Source organism: Agrobacterium sp. ST15.16.024, assembly GCF_027956545.1.
Taxonomy (GTDB): domain Bacteria; phylum Pseudomonadota; class Alphaproteobacteria; order Rhizobiales; family Rhizobiaceae; genus Agrobacterium; species Agrobacterium cucumeris.
In genome coordinates, this window is record NZ_JAQKGO010000012.1 from 26,500 (window position 1) to 48,604 (window position 22,105).

The following is a 22,105-nucleotide window of genomic DNA, read 5'->3' on the forward strand; positions in this document are numbered from 1 at the left end:
AACCAGAACCGCAACCATCTGAAGAGGAACAGGTAGATGACAATGATAAAGAAGGGGATGACGACAACGTTCGTCGCACTTGCCATGGCCGCCACGGCCTTCACCGCCGCACCGGCTCTTGCCGCCGGCAAGATGACCATTTCCAGCCCGCAGGACCCGGGCAGCTGGGATCCGATCGACACCTTCCTCGTGCAGTGGGCGGCCGTCGCCACCAACATCTTCGATGGCCTCACCTATCGCGGCCCGGACCTGAAGGTTGTGCCCGGCCTTGCCGAATCCTGGGAAGAGCTGGATGAGGGCAAGCGCATCCGCTTCAAGCTGCGCCAGAACGTCAAGTTCCACAATGGAGAACCCTTCAACGCCGCCGCCGTCAAGTTCACCTTCGAGCGCCTTCTCGGCGAACAGGGTGCCAAGGGACCGCAGCGCTCCAACTATGTCGCTATCGAAAGCGTCGATGTCATCGACGATTACACCGTCGACATGAAGCTGAAGGCGCCGGATCCCGTGCTGCTGACCAAGCTTGCCGGTTATGGCGGCATGATCGTTCCGCCTGCCTACATCAAGGAAAAGGGCGAGGACAATTTCAACCTCAACCCAGTCGGCACCGGCGCATTCAAATTCGTTTCCTACGCGCCGAAGACCAATATCAAGCTGGAAGCCAACCCCGATTACTGGGGCGGTGCACCAAAACTTTCCGAGCTTGAATATCGCTTCATCGCCGAGCCGGCGACCGCCGTTGCCGAATTGCAGGCCGGCCGCGTCGATCTCGTCATTCCGCCCACCATCCCGATCGGCATGATCCCGGTCATCGAAGGCGATTCCAAGCTTGAGATCGTCAGCGTTCCCGGCCCGACCGTCGATGCACTGCGTTTCAACACCCGTGACGGCATTACCGCCGATCCGAAGGTGCGCAAGGCGATCATCATGGCCGTCGATCGCGGCACCATCGTCAAGTCGATCCTCGCCGGTCAGGCATCGGAAATCGCAAGCTTCCAGAGCGCGCTGTCCTTCGGTTATGACCCGGAACTGAAGCCGCTGCCTTACGATCCGGAAGGCGCGAAAAAGCTGCTCGCGGAAGCCGGCGTCAAGGCAGGCGCGGCGCTGCAGATCGATATCCGCGGCAATGACGCGACGATGAACGAGGTGGCGCAGGTTATTTCCAGCTACCTCTCCATGGTCGGCATCACCGCCACCATCAAGCCCTATGAAACCAACGTTCTGCTGAACGACATCATCCCGCAGGGCAAGACCGGCGCGATGTTCCAGCAAAAATGGGGCGGCTGGACCTTCGATTACGACAACACGGCCTATTCCATGTATCACTCGGGTGAAAAGTGGAACCCTTACGACAAGGACGAAAAGCTGGACAAGCTGCTTGAATCCCAGCGTCCGCTGACCGACCGTGCCGAGCGCGAAAAGATCCTCAAGGAAATCGGCAGCTATACCGCCGAACGCGCGCTGGAAATCCCGCTTTACAACACCAATGCCATTTACGGCATCAACAAGCGGGTCAAGGGTTTCGTCGCACCGCCGGATAACCGCCTGAAGCTGACCGACGTCACCGTCGAGTAATCAGGCTGGTTTTCTGATCAACACACCTTGCCCGCCGCAATGCGGGCAAGGCCGGGTCTCTCTTCAAGGTAAAAAACGTGGCCGGTTTCCTCATCAAGCGATTGCTGCAGGCGATTTTTGTCGTCATCGCCATCACCCTTCTCGTTTCCTTCGCCATTCGCCTCACCGGCGATCCGGCTGTCACCATGTTCCAGGGCGGCGGCAGCATGACGGAAGACGATCTGGCGCGCATTCGCGCGGCGCTGGGCACCGACCGGCCGTTCTTCGTGCAATATTTCAGTTTCCTCAAGGGCCTCGTGACACTCGATTTCGGCCGCAGCTTCACCGGCAGCACGCCGGTCTCGCGCCTCATCGCCGATGCCCTGCCCGCCACGCTTTTGCTCGCCTTCATCTCCATGGCGGTGTCGATCGCACTTTCCATCCCGCTCGGCATCAAGGCGGCAACCTCGCGCGGCAAGACGGCCGATCAGGTGATCCGTATCTTCTCGCTCATCGGCCTGTCCTTCCCGAATTTCTGGCTGGCGACGATGCTGGTGCTGTTGTTCTCCATCACGCTCGGCTGGCTGCCGCCCAGCGGCATGGGCGGTTTTGCCAGCTACATCATGCCATCAGTGACGATGGGTGTGATCCTGACGGCAACCAATGTGCGCCTCGTGCGCACCGCCATGCTCGATACGCTGCGCTCGCAATATGTCATGGTGGCGCGCGCCAAGGGCCTCAGCGAAAGCAAGGTTCTCTACAAACACGCGCTGCGCAACTGCGCCATTCCGCTCATCACCTATTTCGGCCTGCAATTTGGCGGGCTCCTCGGCGGCATCGTCGTCATCGAGCGTGTCTTCAACTGGCCGGGCCTCGGCACGCTGGCCTTCGATGCGGTCGGCGCGCGTGATTATCCCGTGCTTCAGGCCGTCATCACCGTGCTGTCGCTGATGATCGTCGGCATCAACCTTCTGGTCGATATCGCCTACGGGCTTGTCGATCCGCGCATCCGCACGGAGTAAGTGACGATGGCTGCCAAAACCTCGCGTCTCGCGCGCTTCACCAATCTCGAATTCGTCCTCGGCGCGTTCCTCACGACAGTCATCTGCCTTGCCGTCGTCTTTTCCGACGTGCTGTTTCCGGGCGGTGCGGACAAGATCGACCTGATGGCCCGCCTTGCCAAGCCCTTCGCCAATGCCGCCCATCCGCTCGGCACCGATCCGCTCGGCCGTGACGTGCTCGCCCGTGTCGTCGCCGGCGGCAAGATTTCGCTGCTGGTCGGTTTCACATCCGTTATCGGCGCGGTCATCTTCGGCGTCGCGGTCGGTCTGGTCGCCGGTTATTATCGCGGCTTCTGGGACATGCTGGTCATGCGCTTTGCCGATATCCAGCTCGCCATGCCCTTCATTCTCTTGGCCATCACCTTCATCGCCATTGTCGGCGGCAGCCTCACCAACACCATCATCCTGCTGATCATATCGCAATGGGTGCAATATGCCCGCCTCGTGCGCGGCTCGGTGCTGACGCTTCGGGAGCGGGAATTCATCCTTTCCGCCCGCGCCATCGGCGTGAAGGACTGGCGCATCATTCTCCAGCACCTGCTGCCGAATCTCATCGGGCCGGTCATCGTGCTGATGACGCTGAATGTCGCCAACAACATCCTGCTGGAAAGCAGCCTCACCTTCCTCGGCCTCGGCGTTGATCCGACCATCCCGAGCTGGGGCGGCATGCTGGCGGATGGCCGCACCTATCTGCAGACCGCTTGGTGGGTCAGCGTTTTCCCCGGCCTTGCCATCTTGCTGACAGTGCTTGGCCTCAACCTTCTCGGCGACTGGCTGCGCGACAGCCTCGACCCAACAGGCAGAACCTCGAGGTAATCCAGATGAGCCAGATTTTCGACCAGACTTTCGAACGCACTCTGGATGCCCTCGTCAGCCGCGCGACACCCGGCCAGTCCTTCGAGGCATGGACCTTTGATGACGCCAAAAGCCGCCGCGAGGCCGAAGAGAGGCTGAAGAAAAAGGGCGTCAGCGCCCGCATCCGTAGCGCCTATAAACCGCTTCTCTTCACCTTTCTGGAAGAGATCAATCTGGATGGCGTCGACACCATCGAGGTGCGTTACCCCGTGCACGCCAACGCCCCCGCCAACCGTTTCCGGCTGGAGGCCTATCCGCTGGCGGCTCTGGTGGGCGATGCGAAGATCGATTTCATCGCCCGCGACGACGACGCCTTCCATTATGACGTTACGCTGAGCCGTGTTGGCAAGCAGGAAACCCTGAAGGTTCTGGCCCCAAACCGGGTTCATACCGATATCGTCGGCGAAACCAATGTCTCGCCGACCGGCTGGTTCCGGCCTGCCGGTGACGCCTCCGGCGAGCAGCTGGAGACGGATTACGAGCGGCTTTTCGAAGCGGCGATCCATGCCGTCGCCAACCACGGCTGGGGCGATGGGGAGCCCTATTTCGAAGAATTGAACATACGCGTGGCGCATCCGGCCGAAGATTTGACCCTCTCCGTCGGCGATGAGGTCGTCAGCCTGCGTGAAGCGCTGCATGAAGATTTCTATTTCTCGCTCCTGGAGTTCTTCCAGAAGAAATCCGGCCGCCCGCTGGGTGACCGGGGCCTGAAACCCGGCCAGATCGTGCCGGAAATCGTGAAAAGCCAAGGCGAAGTCTCCGTCCGCATCGAGGCCCGCACGCTCACCACAGCCTTTCTCGATGGCCGTGAACAGCAGATCGATACGGCCAGCGAACCGGTTACCGCAGGCCAGCTCGCGAAACTGCTTGAAGAGATCGGCGGCGAGGCCTTCGAGGCCCGCTCCCGTTCCGGCCGAATTCTTGCCGCCCGTTATGTCGCCGGCAGCGATGCTGCCGTCATGATCAGCGGCGGCCAGCACCCCAACGAGACGACAGGCATCGTCGGCGCCATCCGCGCCGCCCGCAAACTCGCGGAGCGCAAGAGCGCGCATTTCACCATCTCGCCACTCGAAAATCCCGACGGTTACGCCCTGCACCAGCGGCTGCGCGTCGACAATCCGCACCATATGCACCATGCCGCGCGTTACACTGCTCTTGGCGATGACCTCGAATATCGCACCCCGGAAAATTCGGGCGCGCATCTCAACGAGAAGGAAATCCGCTTCAAGGCGCAGGAAATGAGTGGCGCGAGCCTGCATGTGAACCTGCACGGTTATCCCTCTCACGAGTGGACCCGGCCTCTATCCGGTTATGTGCCGCGCAATTTCGCCATGTGGACGCTGCCGAAGGGTTTCTTCCTCATCATCCGCCACCATGCGGACTGGGAAAATCAGGCCGAAGCCCTGCTCGACCGGGTGACCCGCCATCTCGGCGCCATTCCGGGACTTCTGGACTATAACAACCGCCAGATAGCGCTTTATGAAATCCACGCCGGCGAAACCGGTTTCCGCATCATCAACGGCTTCCCGTGCCTGTCCTCCATCGACGACCGCCACACCGTACCGATGACGCTAATCACCGAATATCCCGATGAAACAATCTATGGCGACGATTTCATCACCGGCCATACCGCGCAGATGGAAACGGTTCTATCGGCCTATGATGCCTGGCAGGAGATTCTGGTCGGGGAAGTGGCCTGATATCATAGCCGCCCTCACTGGGCCGCCCTCACTGGGCGGCTTATTTTGCCGGCGTCGTGGTGGCGGCAAGCTTGTTTTCCCGCTGTTTCTGCAACAGCTTCTTGCCTTTGCTGAGGATATGCAGGTTCGCGGCGTCGAGCTTGTTATAACCAGCCTGAATGATATCGATATCGGCGACATGGCCGATTGCGGCGAGCTTGTACATGACATCGCCGACCGCCACATCGACAGGCGGCACCGGCAAGGTTGCAACATCCTTCGTTGCCGCCTGAACCCCCTCCGCCGTACCACCCATGACGTGATACAGAGCCAGCGCCTTACGCAGAAACGCCTCGCGGCGCTCGATCTTGTTGTTGAGTATACTTTCTCCGACGCGATTTCGCATCAGCTCAACAGCCTTATTTTGATATTCGCCCATCAGACACCAAATAAATTTCAAAATATGCTTCGCGAGACTACGAACAATCCCCTTAGAACTGGTTAAGGCATATCATTTTACGCGCATGAAATTCATGTTCTCCCGTTACCCGGCCGCAGCCGGTTTGATAACGGGACATCCGGACGTGGATACTCGCAGACGGGCCGCTCGGAATGGTCGCCGACGGGCTCATATTGAGAATCGCCCGGCGATGCCTATTGTGTGAGCCCACTGCAGACGGAAGCAGATGAGGGCGGGATTGATAACCGTCAGGTTATTTATTACCCCCCTTATTTCATTTTACTTTGGTCACCACACTCATCAATCTGGCAGCCTGGATCGGTGGATGGGAGCCACGGATTAATTGGGAGGAAATCAATGAAATTACGGATCACCGCCGCAATCGCGGCCATCTGCTTCAGTTCTGCTGCTTATGCCGAGACGATCAAGGTCGGCGTGGTCGGTCCGTTCTCCGGCCCATTTGCGTTGCAGGGCAAGAACTTCAAGGCCGGCATCGATGCCTGGTTTGCGCTGCACGGCAACAAGGTCGGCGATGACACGGTCGAGGTCGTTTATCGCGATGTGCCGCAGGCCGATCCGGCGCAGTCCAAGGCGCTGGCGCAGGAACTGGTGGTGAAGGAACGCGTGCAATATCTCGCCGGCTTCTATTTCACCCCTGATGCCATGGCCGTCACGCCGCTTCTGAAGCAGGGCAATGTGCCGATGGTCATCATGAATGCCGCCACCTCAGCCATCGTGACGAAAAGCCCCTATGTGGTGCGTACCTCGTTCACCACCTGGCAGACCTCCACCCCCATCGCCAAGGTGGCATTTGATGGCGGTGTGAAGAAGGTCATTTCGCTGGTCAGCGATTACGGCCCGGGCGTCGATGCCGAAAACGCCTTCAAGGCGGCATTTACCGCCGCCGGTGGCGAGGTGGTGGAAACCATCCGCATGCCGCTTTCCACCAATGATTTCAGCCCGATCATGCAGCGCGTGAAGGACTCCGGTGCTCAAGGCGTTTTCGCCTTCCTGCCGTCAGGCCCGACCACGCTCGGCTTCGTCAAGGCCTTCAACGATAACGGCCTGAAATCCGCAGGCGTGAAGCTCTTCGCACCGGGCGACCTGACGCAGGAATCCGACCTGCCGGCACTGGGCGAGGCCGCTCTCGGCATGCAGACGACCTTCCATTACGCCGTCTCGCATGATTCACCGGAGAATAAGACATTCGTGGAAGCCGCCACCAAGGCGATCGGCAATCCGAAGGAACTGTCCTTCCCCGCCGTTAGCGCGTTTGACGGCATGTATGTCATCAGCAAGATGATCGAGGCCACGGGCGGCAAGCAGGATGCGGAAAAGGCAGTCGAGGCGGTGAAGGGTCTTTCCTGGACAAGCCCGCGCGGCCCTGTCAGCATCGATCCGGAAAGCCGCCACATCACGCAGAACATCTATCTGCGCGAAGTCGCCAAGGCCGATGACGGCAGCTATTACAACAAGGAAGTCCAGACTTTCGAAAAACAGGGCGATCCGGGTCTCGCCGCCGCGAAATAACCGGCAACACAGGCCTCGCCGCGACAATGGCGGCATTCTTGAAACGGTCGAACCGCCCCTATGGCGGTTCGGTTCCGGCCCGGACGGGCGTTACAGCACCGGGAGGAGTTTTTTCAACATGCAGACGGTCTTTAGCATCCTCATCGATGCGCTTGCCTATGGCATGGTCCTGTTCATCATTTCCATCGGTCTATCGGTGACAATGGGGCTGATGCGCGTGGTCAATCTGGCGCATGGCGCTTTCGCCATGATCGGCGGTTACCTCGCCTCTTATGCCGCCCACGGCCTCGGTCTCGGTTATGCGGCGGCGATCCTCGTTGCCATAGTCGGCACCATCATTATTGCCATACCGCTCGAACGTTTCCTTTACCGGCGGATTTATGGCGCACCTGAACTGACGCAGGTGCTGATGACCATCGGCATCACGTTTTGCATCATCGGCATCGCCAATTTTGTGTTCGGGCCGACACTCAAAACCATTCCCTTGCCGCAACAGCTGGCCGGCCCCACCGATCTCGGTTTCCGCACCATCGCCACCCATCGCATCTTCGCCATCGCCTGCGGTCTGGCCGTGGCCGGCGCGCTGTGGTTCACCTTCGAAAAGACTGCCTTCGGTATCAAGCTGCGGGCGGCGGTCGACAATGCCGCGATGGCCGCGGCGCTCGGCGTGCGCACCGAGGTTATCTACGCCGTCAGCTTTGCCATCGCCGTCGGCCTTGCCGCCATGGGTGGCGTCATCGGCGCGGAACTGCTGCCGGTCGAACCCTATTATGCGCTGCGTTACATGGTCACCTTCCTCGTGGTGGTCTCGGTCGGTGGCGCGGGCTCCATTCCGGGCGCGCTGATCGCCTGCCTGCTGCTCGGCGCCATCGATACGACCGGGCGGTATCTCGCTCCCGAATATGGCGAATTCTTCTTTTATCTGGCGGTCATCGTGATTATCACCTTGTTCCCGCGCGGCCTTCTCGGAAGGGCGAAATGAGATGGCGGTGCTTATGAACGATGTAACTGAAACGGCAGAGATCCCGAAGACACGCTCGCCGCTGCGCGCTGTCGCCGGGCCGCTCATCATCATCGCCGCCGCCATCATCGGCTACTTTCTGTTTCCGGATAATCTGGCGCTTCTGACCCGTATCATCGCCATTGCGCTGCTCGTGCTGTCGATTGATCTCGTCACGGGTTATTGCGGCGTCGCAACGCTTGGCCATGCGGCGCTCTTTGGTGCCGGCGCCTATGCCGCCGGCATTGCCGCCGCCCATTTCGAGATCACCGATCCGCTGCTCATGACCGCCATCGGCGCCGCAGCCGGCGGCGTCGCAGGGCTGCTCTCCGGCACGGTTCTGCTGCGTGCCCACGGCTTGCCGCAGCTGGTGCTTTCCATCGCCGTCATCCATCTGTTCCACGAGGCGGCCAACAAGGCGTCGAACTGGACCGGCGGCAGCGACGGCCTTGCCGGCGTCTCGCCGGATGCCCTGTTCGGCACCTTTGAATTCGATCTTTTCGGCCGCACCGCTTATATCTATGGCGTCTGTCTGCTGCTCCTCGTTTTCGTCGCCCTCAGGGTCATCGTCCATTCACCCTTCGGCATGCTGTGTCGGGGCGTCAAGCAGGACAGCATCCGCATTCAGGCCATGGGCGGCTCCGTCAACGGCACGATTTTGAAGATGTTCGTCATATCGGGCGTCGTCGCCGGCATTGGCGGTGCGCTCAACGCCATTTCAACCCAGGTCGTCGGCCTCGATAGCCTCAGCTTCACGCTTTCGGCCGAAGCGCTGGTCATGCTGGTGCTGGGCGGCGCGGGTTCGCTTTATGGTGCGCTGATCGGCACCGTCACCTTCATGTGGTTCGAAGATGTCGTTTCGGCCGCCAATCCGTTCCATTGGCTGACGATCGTCGGCCTGCTGCTGATTGCCGTCGTGCTCTTTGCACCACGCGGGCTTTACGGCGCAGGTGAGCAGATCATTGCGCGCCTGCGGGGAGATCGCAAATGAGCGCCATTTTTGAAGTATCCGGCCTGCAGAAAAATTTCGGTGGCCTCGTCGTCACCAACAATGTCTCGCTGTCGCTATCGCCGGGAGACCGCACGGTGCTGATCGGCCCCAATGGCGCCGGCAAGACGACCTTCGTCAATCTCGTCACCGGCAACATCAAACCTTCGGCCGGCACGGTGCGTATCGCCGGCGAGGACGTGACAGGCCTCAGCGCCAGCCAGCGGGTGAAACGCGGCCTCGTCCGCTCGTTTCAGGTCACACGGCTGTTTCAGGACATGACGCCCGAAGAACATGTGGCGCTCGCCATTCTCCAGCGGGAAGGAAAGACCGGCCGGATTTTCGGCCGTTACCGCGCCATGCCATCGGTGATGAGCGAAGCACGCGATATTCTCGGTACGCTCGGCCTTCTCGCGCTTGCCGAAACAAGGGTGCGTGAAATCGCCTATGGCCAGCAGCGGTTGATCGAGATCGCGCTTGCCATGGCGCTTCACCCGAAAATCCTGCTGCTCGATGAACCGGCCGCCGGCGTGCCTTCCACGGAAACCGCGCGCATCGAACAGGCGCTCGACCGGCTGCCCGCCGATCTCGCCATATTGATGATCGAGCACGACATGGATCTGGTTTTCCGCTTCGCCAAACGTGTCGTGGTTCTGGCAGCCGGCGCCGTCATCTTCGACGGTTCGCCTGATGATGTCACCAGCAATGCGGAAGTCCGCCAAGCCTATCTGGGAAGTTACGCCGATGCCCGCAGCGCCGCTTGAAATCGTCAACCTGACCGCCGGTTACGGCCCGACCCGCGTCATCGAAGGCCTGTCGCTTTCGGTGCCATCAGGTTCGCGTTTTGCCGTTCTCGGCCGTAACGGCGTCGGCAAGACCAGCCTCTTCGCCACGCTGGCCGGCCAAACAAAACGTTTCGCCGGCGATATCCGCCTCGGCGGAGAGGACATTGCCGCCCTGCCGAGTGCCGCCCGTGCCAAAGCCGGCCTCGGTTACGTGCCGCAGACACGGGATGTGTTCCCGACGCTCACCGTTGAGGAGAACCTGTTCGTCGGCCTCAAGACCCGGCCGAAATCGGCCATCGAGGAGGCTTACACGCTGTTTCCTCGCCTGAAGGAGCGCCGCCGCAATCTCGGCTCGCAACTCTCCGGCGGCGAACAGCAGATGCTCTCCACCGCCCGCACCATTCTCGGCCAGCCGCGCGTGCTGCTGCTCGACGAACCGCTCGAAGGCCTCGCACCCGTCATCTGCGAAGAACTGATGGCGGCCTTCTCCAAACTCGCCCAATCGGGCGAAATGACCATTCTTCTCGTCGAACAACGCATCCAGATGGCCATCGACTTCGCCGACCACGCCATCATCATGGAACGCGGCCGCATCGTCTGGGAAGGGCCATCCAGCGAGCTTGCGGAGAACCCGGATATTGTCGATACACATCTCGGGGTTGGTGGGCTGCACTGAGCCAACACATCGCGGTTGCGCATTCATATATAATCTCCGTCATACCGGCCTTGAGCCGGTATCCAGCCACCCCAAGTCCATGGGGTGAAAAGACTCTTAGCGCCGCGCAGACGCGCGCCGACTGGATTTCGGCTCAAGGCCGCAATGACGGAGGGTGACCGATCACACAAAGCCCCCGCCGTCTCATTTGCCCTTCCTCAAAAAACCCAATGGAATAAAAATTCCACTGGAGTTAAAGTGCACACGATTTCAGTCTGCATAAGGGAACGACAATGACGGCAATCGAGGCGCCAGAATCGGTGAAGGCTTTTGAGGAGCGATTGCTCCAGGTTGCGGAGGGGCTGCCGAAACGATTGCGGCAATGCGCCGATTATGTCGCCTCCAATCAGGACCGCATCGCCGTTTCCACCGTCGCCGAAATGGCAGAGGGTGCTGGCGTGCAGCCTTCGGCCTTCATGCGGTTTTGCCAGATCATGGGCTTTTCCGGGTTTTCGGAAATGCAGCGCCTGTTTCGCGATTCCTATGTCGGTGGCTGGCCGGATTACACCACACGGCTCGACCATCTGCGTGAAAAGGGCGATGAAAGTGCCTCCAGCCTGCTTGCGGAATTTGTCGAAGCCGGCCGTTCCTCGCTGGAAATGCTGCTGAAATCCGTCGATACACGGCAGCTTGACGAGGCCGTTTTGGCGCTGGCCGGCGCGCGCACCGTCCACATTGTCGGTTTGCGGCGTTCTTTCCCCATCGCAAGTTACCTTGCCTATGCCTTCGAGAAAATGAAGGTTCCGGCGGTTCTGCACAGCGCCGTCGGCGGGCTTGGCAATATCAGCGCCATCTCGAGCGATGACGCGCTGATCGCCATCACCTTTTCCCCCTATTCCACTGAGACGCTGGAACTGGCGGAAACGGCCCGGGCCAATGGCATTCCCGTAGTTGCGCTCTCTGATTCTGCCGTCAATCCGCTACGCAAATCCGGTGCAACGCTTCTGACGGTCACGGAGATCGATTTCGGTGCGTTCCGCTCACTTTCCGCCACGCTCTGTCTGGCGATTACGCTGGCCGTGGCTGTGGGAACCCGCAAAACAGCCTGAATATTTTTATTGAAAATGGAAAAAATAGAATTTATGATCCAAATCCATGAAACGGGCATTCCATATTCGTCCGTCTCGTGACGGATGACAGCGGGCGGAGGAGGCCTGCCGGAACGGGATGGCGAAAGGTGCGGGCAGCTTTGCCCGATATCGCTCCAAACATGTGAGGCAGGCCGCCGCAACGGGCGGCCCGAAGGAGGAACCTTTTGAAAAAACTTGATCTTATCACGATCGGGCGCTCGTCTGTCGACCTGTATGGTTCGCAGGTCGGCGGCCGTCTGGAGGACATGGCCTCCTTTGCCAAATATATTGGCGGCTCTCCCACCAACATCGCCGCCGGCGCTGCCCGGCTGGGTCTCAACAGCGCCGTCATTACCCGCGTTGGCGATGAACATATGGGCCGCTTCATCCGCGAGCAGCTGGTGCGCGAAGGCGTTGACGTGCGCGGCGTAAAAACCGATCCGGAGCGACTGACCGCGCTAGTGCTGCTCGGCATTCGCGACCAGAACCAGTTCCCACTGATCTTCTATCGCGAAAACTGTGCCGACATGGCGCTCAGCGAAGATGACATCGATCCCGCCTTCATTGCCGAAGCCGGCTGTGTCTGCGCCACCGGCACACATCTGTCGCATCCGAAGACGGAAGCGGCGGTGCTGAAGGCGCTGAAACTCGCCCGCGAAAATGGCGCGAAGACCGCGCTCGATATCGATTACCGGCCCAACCTCTGGGGTGTGGCCGGCCATGGCGATGGCGAAAGCCGTTTTGTCGAATCGCAGAAGGTCACCGCCAAGCTGCAATCCACCCTGCATCTGTTCGACCTGATCGTCGGTACCGAGGAAGAGTTCCACATCGCAGGTGGCTCCACCGATACGCTGACCGCGTTGAAGGCCGTGCGCAAGGTTTCGAACGCGACGCTGGTGTGCAAGCGCGGGCCGATGGGTGCTTCGGTTTTCGCCGGTGATATTCCTGCCAGCCTCGATGATGGCGAGACGGGCGAAGGTTTTCCGATCGAGGTCTTCAACGTTCTGGGTGCCGGCGACGGCTTCATGGCCGGGCTGTTCCGTGGCTGGCTGCGCGGTGAAGACTGGCCGACGACGCTGAAATACGCCAATGCCTGCGGCGCCTTCGCCGTCTCCCGCCACGGCTGCACACCCGCCTATCCGAGCTGGGAAGAGCTGCAATACTTCTTCAAGGCCGGCATTCGCAACAAGGCGCTGCGCAAGGACGAGGCGCTGGAACAGGTGCATTGGTCCACCAACCGCAAGGGCGACTGGGACACGATGCGTGTCTTCGCCTTTGACCATCGCATGCAGCTGGAGGCCATCGCCGACGAGCTTGGCGTCAAGCACGAGCAGATCGGCGCTTTCAAGAAGCTCTGCCTTCAGGCCGCGCAGCAGGTGGCCGGTGGTGAGGCGGGTTATGGCATTCTCTGCGATGGTCGTCTGGGCCGCGATGCGCTTTTTGCCGCCAGCGGCTCCGGCCTCTGGATCAGCCGTCCGGTGGAATGGCCCGGCTCGCGCCCGTTGACGCTGGAGCCCGAACTCGGCAAGGATTTCGGCGGACTTTCTGAATGGCCGCTTGAGAATGTCGTCAAGGTTCTGTGTTTCTATCACCCTGACGACACAGATGAGATGCGCGCCGCGCAGGAAGAGACCGTGATACGGCTGTTTGAAGCCGCACGCCGCAACCGGCTGGAAATGCTGCTGGAGGTCATTCCCTCCAAGGTCGGTCCAACCGATGATCTTACCGCCGCCCGTATCATCGAGCGCTTCTACGAGATCGGCGTTTATCCCGACTGGTGGAAGCTGGAGCCGATGAAGAGCCGTGCTGCGTGGAAAAACGCCTGCGACGCCGTGCATCGCAACGATCCTTATGTGCGGGGCATCGTCGTTCTCGGTCTCGACGCGCCGCAAAGCGAGTTGGAAGAAAGCTTCCGCCTTGCTGCCGGCTTCGATCTGGTCAAAGGTTTCGCCGTTGGCCGCACGATTTTCGCGGATGCCGCCCGCAACTGGCTCGGTGGCAGGATGACCGATGAGGAAGCGGTAAAGGACATGGCGCAGCGTTATACCAGCCTGTGCCGCATTTGGGATGAGGCGCGCGCCAAAAAGGGAGAGGCAGCGTGAAGACAATCAGAATGACGGCTGCGCAGGCCATGGTTCGTTACCTGGCAGCGCAGATGAATGAACACGGCGAAACCTATATCGCCGGCATGTGGGCCATTTTCGGCCATGGCAATGTCGCCGGCATCGGCGAGGCGCTTTATGGCATCCGCGACGAACTGCCAACCTATCGCGGCCAGAACGAGCAATCCATGGCCCATGCGGCCATTGCCTATTCGAAGCAGCTACGCCGCCGCCGCGCCATGGCGGTCACCTCCTCCATCGGCCCGGGTGCGGCAAACATGGTGACGGCGGCAGCGCTGGCGCATGTCAACCGCCTGCCGGTTCTGCTGATCCCCGGCGATGTCTTCGCCAATCGCGGCCCGGACCCGGTGCTGCAGCAGCTGGAAGATTTCGGCGACGGCACCATGACGGTGAATGACTGCTTCCGCCCGGTCAGCCGTTATTTCGACCGCATCATGCGGCCGGAACAATTGCTGACAGCGCTCCCCCGCGCCATGCGCACCATGACGGACCCGGCCGATTGCGGCCCGGTCACGCTCGCCTTCTGCCAGGATGTGCAGGCGGAAGCCTATGATTACCCCGAGAGTTTCTTCGAAAAGCGGGTCTGGCGCCAGCGTCGTCCTGAGCCGGACGTGGTAGAATTCGAAGAGGCGGTCGCTGCGCTCAAGGCAGCGAAGAACCCTGTTATCGTCGCCGGCGGCGGCGTGCATTTTGCCGGCGCGACCGAGACACTGAAGCGCTTTGCCGAAACCCACTCCATTCCCGTCGTCGAAACGCAGGCCGGTAAATCGGCCCTCGCCTGGGATCATGATCTGAATTTCGGTCCCGTCGGTGTCACTGGTGCTGAAAGCGCCAATATCGTCAGCGAAAAGGCCGATCTCGTCTTCGGCGTCGGCACCCGTTTTCAGGATTTCACCACCGGTTCCTGGGCGCTATTCAAGAACCCGAACCGCAAGATCCTGGCGCTCAACGTCCAGCCCTATGACAGCGCCAAGCATGATGCGATCAGCCTGACGGCGGATGCCAAGATCGGGCTTGAAAAACTCTCCGCCGCCCTCGGCAGCCACCGTTTTGCGGCACCGGATGCTGGCCTCAAGGCGGCATGGTTCGAAAAGGCCGATGCGGATACGGCAGCACCCGGCGAGGAGCATGTGAACAGCCTGCCGACAGACATGCAGGTCATCGGCGCGGTGCAGCGCCAGTCGCGTGACAATACCGTTGTCATGTGCGCGGCCGGCACCATGCCGGGTGAGTTGCATCAGCTGTGGAAATCCAAGCTGCCGCTCTCCTATCACATGGAATACGGCTTCTCCTGCATGGGTTACGAGGTTGCCGGCGGTCTCGGCATCAAGATGGCGGAACCAGACCGGGACGTGATCGTCATGGTCGGCGACGGCTCCTACATGATGATGAATTCCGAGCTTGCGACATCGGTTGCCATGGGCGTGAAGATCACGCTCGTCATCACCGACAACAGGGGCTACGGCTGCATCAACCGCCTGCAGATGGAAACCGGCGGCGCCGAGTTCAACAACCTCTACGCCCACACCAACGTCAACCCGATTGCCATCGATTTCGTGGCCCATGCCGGCTCGATGGGTGCGGATGCACGCAAGGTTTCCACCATAACCGAGCTGGAAGAGGCGCTTGCGGCGGCCCGTGCCTCCAGCCGCACCACCGTCATCGTCATCGATACCGATCCTTACCCGACGCCGCAGGCCGGCGGTCACTGGTGGGATGTCGCAGTGCCTGAAATTTCCGAGCGCGGCGAAATTGCCGGCGCGCGCGCTCGTTATGAAAACCATCTCAAGGAAAGACAGTAAGATGATCCGTTACGGTACCAACCCGATTGCCTGGTCCAACGACGACGACCGCACGCTGGGCGCGCATATCAGCCTGGAACAATGCCTCGATGAAACCGCCAAGATCGGTTTCGACGGCATCGAAAAAGGCCACAAGTTCCCAACGGAGCCGGAAGGCCTGAAGGGCGTGCTTTCGCCGCGCGGCCTCTCCTTCGTCTCCGGCTGGCATTCGCTGAACCTTCTGACCGATGACATCGAATCCGAAAAGAAGGCGATGCAGCCGGCGCTTGATCTCTTGAAGGCCATGGGCTCGAAGGTCATCATCGTCTGCGAAACCTCCAACGCCATCCATGGAGCCGATGACACGGCGCTGGTTGACCGTCCGCGCCTTGCTGCCGAGGACTGGGCGAAGTTCGGTGCGGGTGTCGAAGCGCTGGCCGCTTTTGCCGCAGAACAGGGCATCACCCTCGTTTATCACCACCACATGGGCACGGTGGTCGAAAATGAAGAGGAAATCGACCTCCTGATGCAACACACCGGCCCGAAGACGCATCTGCTGCTCGATACCGGCCATTGCCTGTTCGGCGGCGGCGATCCCGTGCGCGTTGCGCAGAAATATATGGGCCGCGTCGGCCATATCCATGCCAAGAATGTGCGCCCTGCCATTGCCGATCAGGTTCGGGGTGAGCGGCTCTCCTTCCTCGAAGGCGTGCGCCGCGGCGTCTTCACCGTTCCCGGCGACAGCGAAGGCGGCGTGAACTTTCCGCCGGTGCTGAAGGTGGCGGCGGAGCATGGTTACAGCGGCTGGCTGGTGATCGAGGCCGAGCAGGACCCTGACGTGCGCAACCCGTTCGAATATCAGAGCCTTGGGCTGAAATCGCTGAAGGCTTTTGCGCGCGAGGCGGGGCTGGACAAGGCCGAGGCTGCTTGAGCTGAGCGGGTAGCGGGCGGCTATCCCGCCCGTCATGCCGGCCTTAAGCCGGTATCCAGCCAGCCCAAATCCCTGGGCTGAAAAGAGTTGTCCCCGCCGCGCGGACGCGCGTCGGCTAGACCCCGGCTCAGGCCGGGGTAACGAGACGGCAAGAACCGACGAACGACTGACCAAAAAGGAACACCACCATGACCTCACTTCTGCGCAAACCGGTCGCGACCAGCGGCAAGGTGCACGATATCACGCCCCAAAGCGCGGATTGGGGTTATGTCGGTTTCGGCCTTTACCGCCTGAAGCCGGGCGAAACGGCGGCGGAAAACACCGGCGATACGGAAGTCATCCTCGTGCTGGTCGAAGGTAAGGCGACGATCTCCGCGGGCAGCAAGGACTTCGGTGAACTCGGCGACCGCATGAATGTGTTCGAGCGCAAGCCGCCGCACTGCGTCTACGTGCCCGCAGGCTCCGAATGGTCGCTGACCGCCACGACAGATTGCACCGTCGGCGTCTGCACCGCACCCGGCGAAAAAGGCAGCCGCGAGGCGCAGCAGATCGGTCCGAACGGCGTGCAGCTGACCGAACGCGGCAAGGGCGCCAATACGCGTTATATCTTCCCCATCGCCATGGAAGAGCGCGATGTGGCCGACAGCCTGCTGGTGACGGAAGTCTTCACGCCGTCGGGCAACTGGTCGTCCTATCCGCCGCACCGGCATGATGAGGATAACTACCCCGACATGACCTATCTGGAGGAGACCTATTATCACCGGCTCAACCCGGCGCAGGGTTTCGGTTTCCAGCGCGTGTTTACCGAAGACGGTTCGCTGGATGAGACCATGGCTGTATCCGACGGCGATGTCGTGCTGGTTCCCAAGGGCCACCACCCCTGCGGCTCGCCCTATGGTTATGAGATGTATTATCTGAACGTGATGGCCGGGCCGATGCGCAAATGGCGCTTCAAGAACCACCCGGATCATGACTGGATTTTCAAGCGGGATAATCCGTAAGCAGTTCAGGCAAACACCGCCGCCGCCTCATCCCTGTGCTCGTCACAGGGATCCAGCCAGCCCAAGTCCTTGGGCTGAAAGGGTGTCTTTCCGTCGCGCGAGAGCCGCGTCGGCTGGTTTCCTGTGACAGGCACAGGAATGGGGGAGCGCGCGAAGATACGTCTTGAGACTGTCTTGGCACGCAACAAACGCAATTAACGAATTGAATTGATTCAAATAATTTCGGGAGGAGAATAGCATGGCCGCTCTTGGCGTGGGCCTTATCGGCACCGGTTACATGGGCAAATGCCACGCGCTGGCGTGGAATAACGTCACGAGCGTCTTCGGCGATGTGGAACGCCCCCGCCTCGTGACGCTCGCGGAAGTAAACCCCGAGCTTGCCGCGAAGAAAGCGGCGGAGTTCGGTTTTGCCCGCTCGACGGCCAACTGGCGCGACCTGCTTTCCAATCCCGAGATCGACGTCATCTCGGTCACCACACCGAATGCTTTCCATCCGGAAATGGCGATTGCCGCCCTTGAGGCCGGCAAACATGTCTGGTGCGAAAAGCCGATGGCGCCCGCCTTTGCCGACGCGGTGAAGATGCGCGATGCCGCCCGCCGGTCCGGCAAGGCCGCGGCGATGGGTTATAATTACATTCAGAACCCCGTCATCCGCCACATCCGCCGCCTGATCGACGAAGGCGCGATTGGCAACGTCTATCACGTCCGCGCCGAAATGGACGAGGACTTCATGGCCGATGCCACTCAGCCCTTCTACTGGAAGAGCGAGGCGTCTTCCGGTTACGGCGCGCTAGATGATTTCGCCGTGCACCCGTTGTCACTGCTCTATGCCCTGTTCGGCCATGCCGAAAGCGCCATCACCGACATGGTGAAACCGTACGAGACCCGCCCGCTTGCCGGCGGCGGCGAGCGCGCGGTTGAGACGCACGATCTTGCCAGCGTTCTGCTGAAGCTCGAAGGCGGCATTTCCGCCGTGCTCATCGCCAACCGCTCCGCCTGGGGCCGCAAGGGCCGCATTGCCATCCAGATTTATGGCTCCACGGGCTCGATCCTGTTCGATCAGGAGCGGATGAACGAGTTCCAGCTTTACACCACGGATGGACGCCCGGAAGAGCAGGGTTTCAGAACCATCCTCACGGCACCGCATCACAAGCCCTATGACCGCTTCATCCCCGCCCCCGGCCACGGCCTCGGCTTCAACGATCTGAAGGTGATCGAATGCCGGGAACTGATCGCGGCAATCGAGGGGAAAAAGGCGCATATCATCGATTTCGAGGAAGGCCTGAAGATCGAGCGCAGCATCCACGCCATGGCCCGGTCATTTGCCGAAGGGCGTTGGGTGGGAAGCTCGGAGATTGCGGAATAGGACGCCGACAAAGGGCGAAGCGTATCTTCCGTCATGCCGGACTTGATCCGGCATCCAGCCACCGCGCGTCTGCGCCGTGAGAAACAATTCTTTTGCGATCAAAGACTTGATCGCGCTGGACCCCGGATCAAGTCCGGGGTGACGGTGCGCGGGATTTGTGAGCGGACAAAGCCATTCGCCTCACCAGGGGATATTGGTCAGGGCTTGCCAACAGGCCTCACCCCTTGACCGGCGTCTCCGGAACCGGCGTCAGCACCTTGCCGTCCCTGAACCAGCCGAGAATATTGTCGGCCACCAGATCGGCCATGGCGTTGCGCGTCGGAACCGAGGCGGAGGCGACATGCGGCAGCAGGGAGACGTTCGGCAGCGACAGGAAGGCTTCCGGCACTTTCGGCTCGGCATAGAACACATCCAGACCGGCAGCACCCAAGGCGCCGCTCTTGAGCGTCTCAAGCAGCGCATCCTCATCGACGCTGGAACCGCGGCCCACATTGATGAACACGCCCTGAGCCCCAAGCGCCGTCAGGATTTCGGCATTGATCGCCTTGTGCGTTTCCGGCGTACCGGGCACGATGCAGATCAGTATATCGACGGCTTCCGCCATCTCCTTCAACGAGCCGTAATAGGTGTAGGAGAGGCCATCCCGCTTGCTGCGGGTCTGGTATCCAATCTCCACCTTGAAGGGCTCCAGACGCTTGGCGATTTCCTGGCCGATGCGTCCCATGCCGAAGAGACCCACCTTGCGGCCGCGCAGCGAAAACGGCGACAGCGCGAACGGGCCTTCGCCAACCCATTTGCCGTCACGCAGCCAAGTCTCGGCCTGATAAAGCCGGCGCACGGTGTTTATCAAAAGCGCAATCGTCGTATCGGCCACCTCGTCGTTCAGCACATCAGGCGTATTCGTCACCACAATGCCGCGCTTGGCGGCATGTTTGGCGTCAACGCCGTCATAACCCACGCCGAAATTGGCGATGATCTCGAGCTTCGGCAGCGCATCGATCCATTTGGCGTTGACGACGCCGGAAACGGCGATGGCATTGACGCGCTCCGCCGCACCATCAGGCAGCACCGGCTCGGCGCCGGCAGGCACGGCCACGATCTCGACCTTGCCTTCGAGGCGTTCGAGAACGCGCGGGTTTATCTTGCCGGGAACGAGAACGACGGCCTTTTTGTCAGACATGAGTGGATATTCCTCCTGATAACATTCCAATAGCCGGAGCGGGTTTCAGGCGAACCGCTCGCCATACCACTCCCCTGGACGGCGATCCTTTCAAACAAAGGCGGCCGTGAAAAGGGCAATAAGGGGATGCTATGGGGGCAGACGGAAGTTTCATGTCGATTTTTTTAAGCGCCCATCACCGTCATGCCGGACTTGATCCGGCATTCAGTCAGCCCAAGGACTTGGGCTGGGAGAGTCTTTTCACCGCGTAGACATCGGTGGCTGGATTCCGGCTCAAGGCCGGAATGACGGAAGAAGGAAATATCGCGAACAACCAGAAACATGCAGCCTGCCGCATCCATACTTCCGGGCGATGTACTCACACCCGCGGCCGCACCGGCCCGGTCGATTGCCGGATGCGCATTTCCGGCTTGATGAGGTGAATGCCATCAGGCTCATGGCTGCCCGCCAGCCTGTCCAGCAGCGCACGCGCCGCCAGGCGCCCCACCTCCGCCTGACCGTTGGAAACCGTGGTCAGAGCCGGGGTAGCAATCGCCGCTTCCTCCAGATCGTCGTAGCCGGTGACGGAAATATCCACACCCGGCACCAGACCGGCGCGCGAAATGCCGTTCATGAGACCGATGGCGACGAGATCGTTCCAGCAGACGGCGGCAGTCGGCTTCTGCGGCAGCGACAGGAAATGCACGGCCGCCTCGAAACCGCCCTGCTTGGAGCGCGGGCCGGGAATGCGCAGGTTCGGATCGACCTCGATGCCCGCCTTGCGCAGCGCATTGACGTAACCCTGATAACGGTCGCGCCCCGTCGATGTTTGATCGGTGCCCCCAACCATGGCGATGGTGCGGTGGCCGAGACTGATCAGATGATTGGTGGCAAGCGAAATGCCGTAGCTGTCATCGCCACGATAGGTCGGCATGTCGACGCCGTCCATGGAGCGGGCCACCAGAATTGCGGGCATGCCGTTTTCTTCGGCCAGCGTCATATCCTCGATCGGCGTGCCGATGGCCGGCGACATGATGATGCCGTCGGAACCGAGCTGCAGCAGCGTTTCGATGAAGGTGCGCTGTTTTTCCACCGAATCGTAATGGTTGGAAAGAATGAAGGTCTGGCGGCTGCGATCCAGCTCGCTTTCGATGGCTTTGAGAATTTCACCGTAAAACGGATTCATCACATCGTGGAACACCACGCCAACAATGCCCGAGCGCGAGGTGCGCAGGCTGGCGGCGCGACGGTTGTAAATATAACCCAGCGCCCGCGCCTGTTCCTTGATCTTGTCGCGTGTATCGGAAGCAACCAGCGGGCTGTCACGCAATGCAAGGGAAATGGTGGCGGTCGAAAGACCAAGACTTTCGGCAATCGTGGACAGTTTGACCTTTTGAGCCACAGCATTCCTCCCAAACGCATGTCAGCGACGGATGTCCCTGTTTAAATTGCAATTAAACAATTTAAACAAAATCCGCAACCCGTTTAAGAGATATCCACAAAACAGAGTTTTATTTTTAAAAATTTCAACAAATTATTGAAGATTGGTATCGATTGCCTTGAGAAGTTTAACCACGGTGCGCACATCCTTGGCGGAAAGCCCCTCTATGGCCCTTGCGCCACAATCGGCTATCGAGATGTTGATGTGCTCGACGCTTTTCAGGCCCGCCTCCGTCAGCTTCACCAGTGTCACGCGGCCATCCTCGTCGTCGCCGCTGCGCTCCACGAAACCCTGGGCTTCCATGCGGCCGATGGTGCGCGTCATGGTCGGCGCCTTGACGCCGAGCTTCTGGGCGATCTGCCCCGGTGTGAGGCTGCCTTCCTGCGCCAGCGCCAGAATAACGCCATCCTGGCCGGCATAAAGCCCGCTTTCGGCAAGGCTGTGGCTTAGTGCCGTGCGCATGGAACGGGCGGCCTGGGTGATGGATTGCGCCAGTTCTTCAGGGTTGAAATTCTCATCCCTTTTTTTGGCGTCCTTTATTTTCTTGCCGCCCTTTTCTTTCTTGGCGCCCTTGTCCTTATGCCCAGTTTTGTCCTTGCTCATATGCGA

At 60.5% G+C, this 22,105-nt stretch carries 19 protein-coding genes; 15 read left to right on the plus strand and 4 right to left on the minus strand.

Features of this window, described 5'->3' with window-relative positions; translation table 11 throughout:
• Positions 1-36 precede the first annotated feature (36 nt).
• From PL640_RS23265 to PL640_RS23280, 4 genes are all read left to right on the plus strand, one after another.
• On the plus strand, positions 37-1,572 hold the full coding sequence (locus PL640_RS23265; RefSeq protein ID WP_142841829.1) for an ABC transporter substrate-binding protein: 1,536 nt from the start codon (positions 37-39) through the stop codon (positions 1,570-1,572).
• A 77-nt stretch (positions 1,573-1,649) separates the two neighbouring features.
• Positions 1,650-2,573, plus strand: a complete 924-nt coding sequence (locus tag PL640_RS23270; protein WP_006316568.1) for an ABC transporter permease — start codon at positions 1,650-1,652, stop codon at positions 2,571-2,573.
• 6 nt (positions 2,574-2,579) lie between these two features.
• Positions 2,580-3,428, plus strand: coding sequence for an ABC transporter permease (locus PL640_RS23275; RefSeq protein WP_127758263.1), 849 nt, complete (start codon positions 2,580-2,582; stop codon positions 3,426-3,428).
• A 5-nt stretch (positions 3,429-3,433) separates the two neighbouring features.
• Entirely contained in the window at positions 3,434-5,167 is a 1,734-nt protein-coding gene (locus PL640_RS23280) for a M14 family metallopeptidase (protein WP_271363721.1), read from the plus strand.
• Positions 5,168-5,207: 40 nt separating this feature from the next.
• Here PL640_RS23280 and PL640_RS23285 read toward each other — a convergent pair whose 3' ends face one another.
• Positions 5,208-5,585 (minus strand): hypothetical protein, encoded by a 378-nt coding sequence (locus tag PL640_RS23285; protein WP_142842077.1) that lies wholly within the window; start codon positions 5,583-5,585, stop codon positions 5,208-5,210.
• A 378-nt stretch (positions 5,586-5,963) separates the two neighbouring features.
• Here PL640_RS23285 and PL640_RS23290 point away from each other — a divergent pair, with 378 nt between their 5' ends.
• The 11 genes from PL640_RS23290 (at position 5,964) to PL640_RS23340 (ending at position 18,896) form a co-directional block, all read left to right on the plus strand.
• Positions 5,964-7,136, plus strand: coding sequence for an ABC transporter substrate-binding protein (locus PL640_RS23290; RefSeq protein ID WP_052820656.1), 1,173 nt, complete (start codon positions 5,964-5,966; stop codon positions 7,134-7,136).
• A 118-nt stretch (positions 7,137-7,254) separates the two neighbouring features.
• On the plus strand, positions 7,255-8,118 hold the full coding sequence (locus tag PL640_RS23295) for a branched-chain amino acid ABC transporter permease (protein ID WP_142841826.1): 864 nt from the start codon (positions 7,255-7,257) through the stop codon (positions 8,116-8,118).
• 1 nt (position 8,119) lies between these two features.
• Entirely contained in the window at positions 8,120-9,127 is a 1,008-nt protein-coding gene (locus PL640_RS23300) for a branched-chain amino acid ABC transporter permease (RefSeq protein ID WP_269699871.1), read from the plus strand.
• On the plus strand, positions 9,124-9,888 hold the full coding sequence (locus tag PL640_RS23305; RefSeq protein ID WP_271363722.1) for an ABC transporter ATP-binding protein: 765 nt from the start codon (positions 9,124-9,126) through the stop codon (positions 9,886-9,888). Before PL640_RS23300 ends, PL640_RS23305 begins: the two co-directional genes overlap by 4 nt.
• Positions 9,869-10,585, plus strand: coding sequence for an ABC transporter ATP-binding protein (locus PL640_RS23310; RefSeq protein ID WP_271363723.1), 717 nt, complete (start codon positions 9,869-9,871; stop codon positions 10,583-10,585). The genes PL640_RS23305 and PL640_RS23310 overlap by 20 nt, the downstream gene beginning before the upstream one ends.
• A 272-nt stretch (positions 10,586-10,857) precedes the next feature.
• Positions 10,858-11,673, plus strand: coding sequence for a MurR/RpiR family transcriptional regulator (locus tag PL640_RS23315; protein ID WP_271363724.1), 816 nt, complete (start codon positions 10,858-10,860; stop codon positions 11,671-11,673).
• Between the two features lie 206 nt (positions 11,674-11,879).
• Entirely contained in the window at positions 11,880-13,796 is a 1,917-nt protein-coding gene (locus PL640_RS23320) for a bifunctional 5-dehydro-2-deoxygluconokinase/5-dehydro-2-deoxyphosphogluconate aldolase (RefSeq protein ID WP_271363725.1), read from the plus strand.
• Complete coding sequence (gene iolD / locus PL640_RS23325; RefSeq protein WP_271363726.1) at positions 13,793-15,619, plus strand: 3D-(3,5/4)-trihydroxycyclohexane-1,2-dione acylhydrolase (decyclizing); 1,827 nt, start codon at positions 13,793-13,795, stop codon at positions 15,617-15,619. Before PL640_RS23320 ends, iolD begins: the two co-directional genes overlap by 4 nt.
• A 1-nt stretch (position 15,620) precedes the next feature.
• The gene (iolE, locus tag PL640_RS23330; RefSeq protein WP_271363727.1) at positions 15,621-16,529 is read left to right on the plus strand and encodes a myo-inosose-2 dehydratase; all 909 of its coding nucleotides are present in this window, start codon (positions 15,621-15,623) and stop codon (positions 16,527-16,529) included.
• A 188-nt stretch (positions 16,530-16,717) separates the two neighbouring features.
• Positions 16,718-17,530, plus strand: a complete 813-nt coding sequence (gene iolB / locus PL640_RS23335) for a 5-deoxy-glucuronate isomerase (protein WP_271363728.1) — start codon at positions 16,718-16,720, stop codon at positions 17,528-17,530.
• Between the two features lie 238 nt (positions 17,531-17,768).
• Positions 17,769-18,896 (plus strand): Gfo/Idh/MocA family protein, encoded by a 1,128-nt coding sequence (locus PL640_RS23340; protein WP_271363729.1) that lies wholly within the window; start codon positions 17,769-17,771, stop codon positions 18,894-18,896.
• Between the two features lie 217 nt (positions 18,897-19,113).
• Here PL640_RS23340 and PL640_RS23345 read toward each other — a convergent pair whose 3' ends face one another.
• The 3 genes from PL640_RS23345 to PL640_RS23355 form a co-directional block, all read right to left on the minus strand.
• The gene (locus PL640_RS23345) at positions 19,114-20,076 is read right to left on the minus strand and encodes a 2-hydroxyacid dehydrogenase (protein ID WP_271363730.1); all 963 of its coding nucleotides are present in this window, start codon (positions 20,074-20,076) and stop codon (positions 19,114-19,116) included.
• Positions 20,077-20,434: 358 nt separating this feature from the next.
• On the minus strand, positions 20,435-21,457 hold the full coding sequence (locus PL640_RS23350; protein WP_004433466.1) for a LacI family DNA-binding transcriptional regulator: 1,023 nt from the start codon (positions 21,455-21,457) through the stop codon (positions 20,435-20,437).
• A gap of 132 nt (positions 21,458-21,589) precedes the next feature.
• Positions 21,590-22,099, minus strand: coding sequence for a MarR family winged helix-turn-helix transcriptional regulator (locus PL640_RS23355; protein ID WP_046802044.1), 510 nt, complete (start codon positions 22,097-22,099; stop codon positions 21,590-21,592).
• Positions 22,100-22,105: the final 6 nt, after the last annotated feature.

Excerpts from the sequence above, each read along its gene's own strand:
- PL640_RS23265 (WP_142841829.1), top strand. The coding sequence starts at position 37 with ATGACAATGATAAAGAAGGGGATGACGACAACGTTCGTCGCACTTGCC.
- PL640_RS23275 (WP_127758263.1), top strand. The coding sequence starts at position 2,580 with ATGGCTGCCAAAACCTCGCGTCTCGCGCGCTTCACCAATCTCGAATTC.
- PL640_RS23280 (WP_271363721.1), top strand. The coding sequence starts at position 3,434 with ATGAGCCAGATTTTCGACCAGACTTTCGAACGCACTCTGGATGCCCTC.
- PL640_RS23285 (WP_142842077.1), bottom strand. The coding sequence starts at position 5,585 with ATGGGCGAATATCAAAATAAGGCTGTTGAGCTGATGCGAAATCGCGTC.
- PL640_RS23290 (WP_052820656.1), top strand. The coding sequence starts at position 5,964 with ATGAAATTACGGATCACCGCCGCAATCGCGGCCATCTGCTTCAGTTCT.
- PL640_RS23295 (WP_142841826.1), top strand. The coding sequence starts at position 7,255 with ATGCAGACGGTCTTTAGCATCCTCATCGATGCGCTTGCCTATGGCATG.
- PL640_RS23300 (WP_269699871.1), top strand. The coding sequence starts at position 8,120 with ATGGCGGTGCTTATGAACGATGTAACTGAAACGGCAGAGATCCCGAAG.
- PL640_RS23305 (WP_271363722.1), top strand. The coding sequence starts at position 9,124 with ATGAGCGCCATTTTTGAAGTATCCGGCCTGCAGAAAAATTTCGGTGGC.
- PL640_RS23310 (WP_271363723.1), top strand. The coding sequence starts at position 9,869 with ATGCCCGCAGCGCCGCTTGAAATCGTCAACCTGACCGCCGGTTACGGC.
- PL640_RS23315 (WP_271363724.1), top strand. The coding sequence starts at position 10,858 with ATGACGGCAATCGAGGCGCCAGAATCGGTGAAGGCTTTTGAGGAGCGA.
- iolE (WP_271363727.1), top strand. The coding sequence starts at position 15,621 with ATGATCCGTTACGGTACCAACCCGATTGCCTGGTCCAACGACGACGAC.
- iolB (WP_271363728.1), top strand. The coding sequence starts at position 16,718 with ATGACCTCACTTCTGCGCAAACCGGTCGCGACCAGCGGCAAGGTGCAC.
- PL640_RS23340 (WP_271363729.1), top strand. The coding sequence starts at position 17,769 with ATGGCCGCTCTTGGCGTGGGCCTTATCGGCACCGGTTACATGGGCAAA.
- PL640_RS23345 (WP_271363730.1), bottom strand. The coding sequence starts at position 20,076 with ATGTCTGACAAAAAGGCCGTCGTTCTCGTTCCCGGCAAGATAAACCCG.
- PL640_RS23355 (WP_046802044.1), bottom strand. The coding sequence starts at position 22,099 with ATGAGCAAGGACAAAACTGGGCATAAGGACAAGGGCGCCAAGAAAGAA.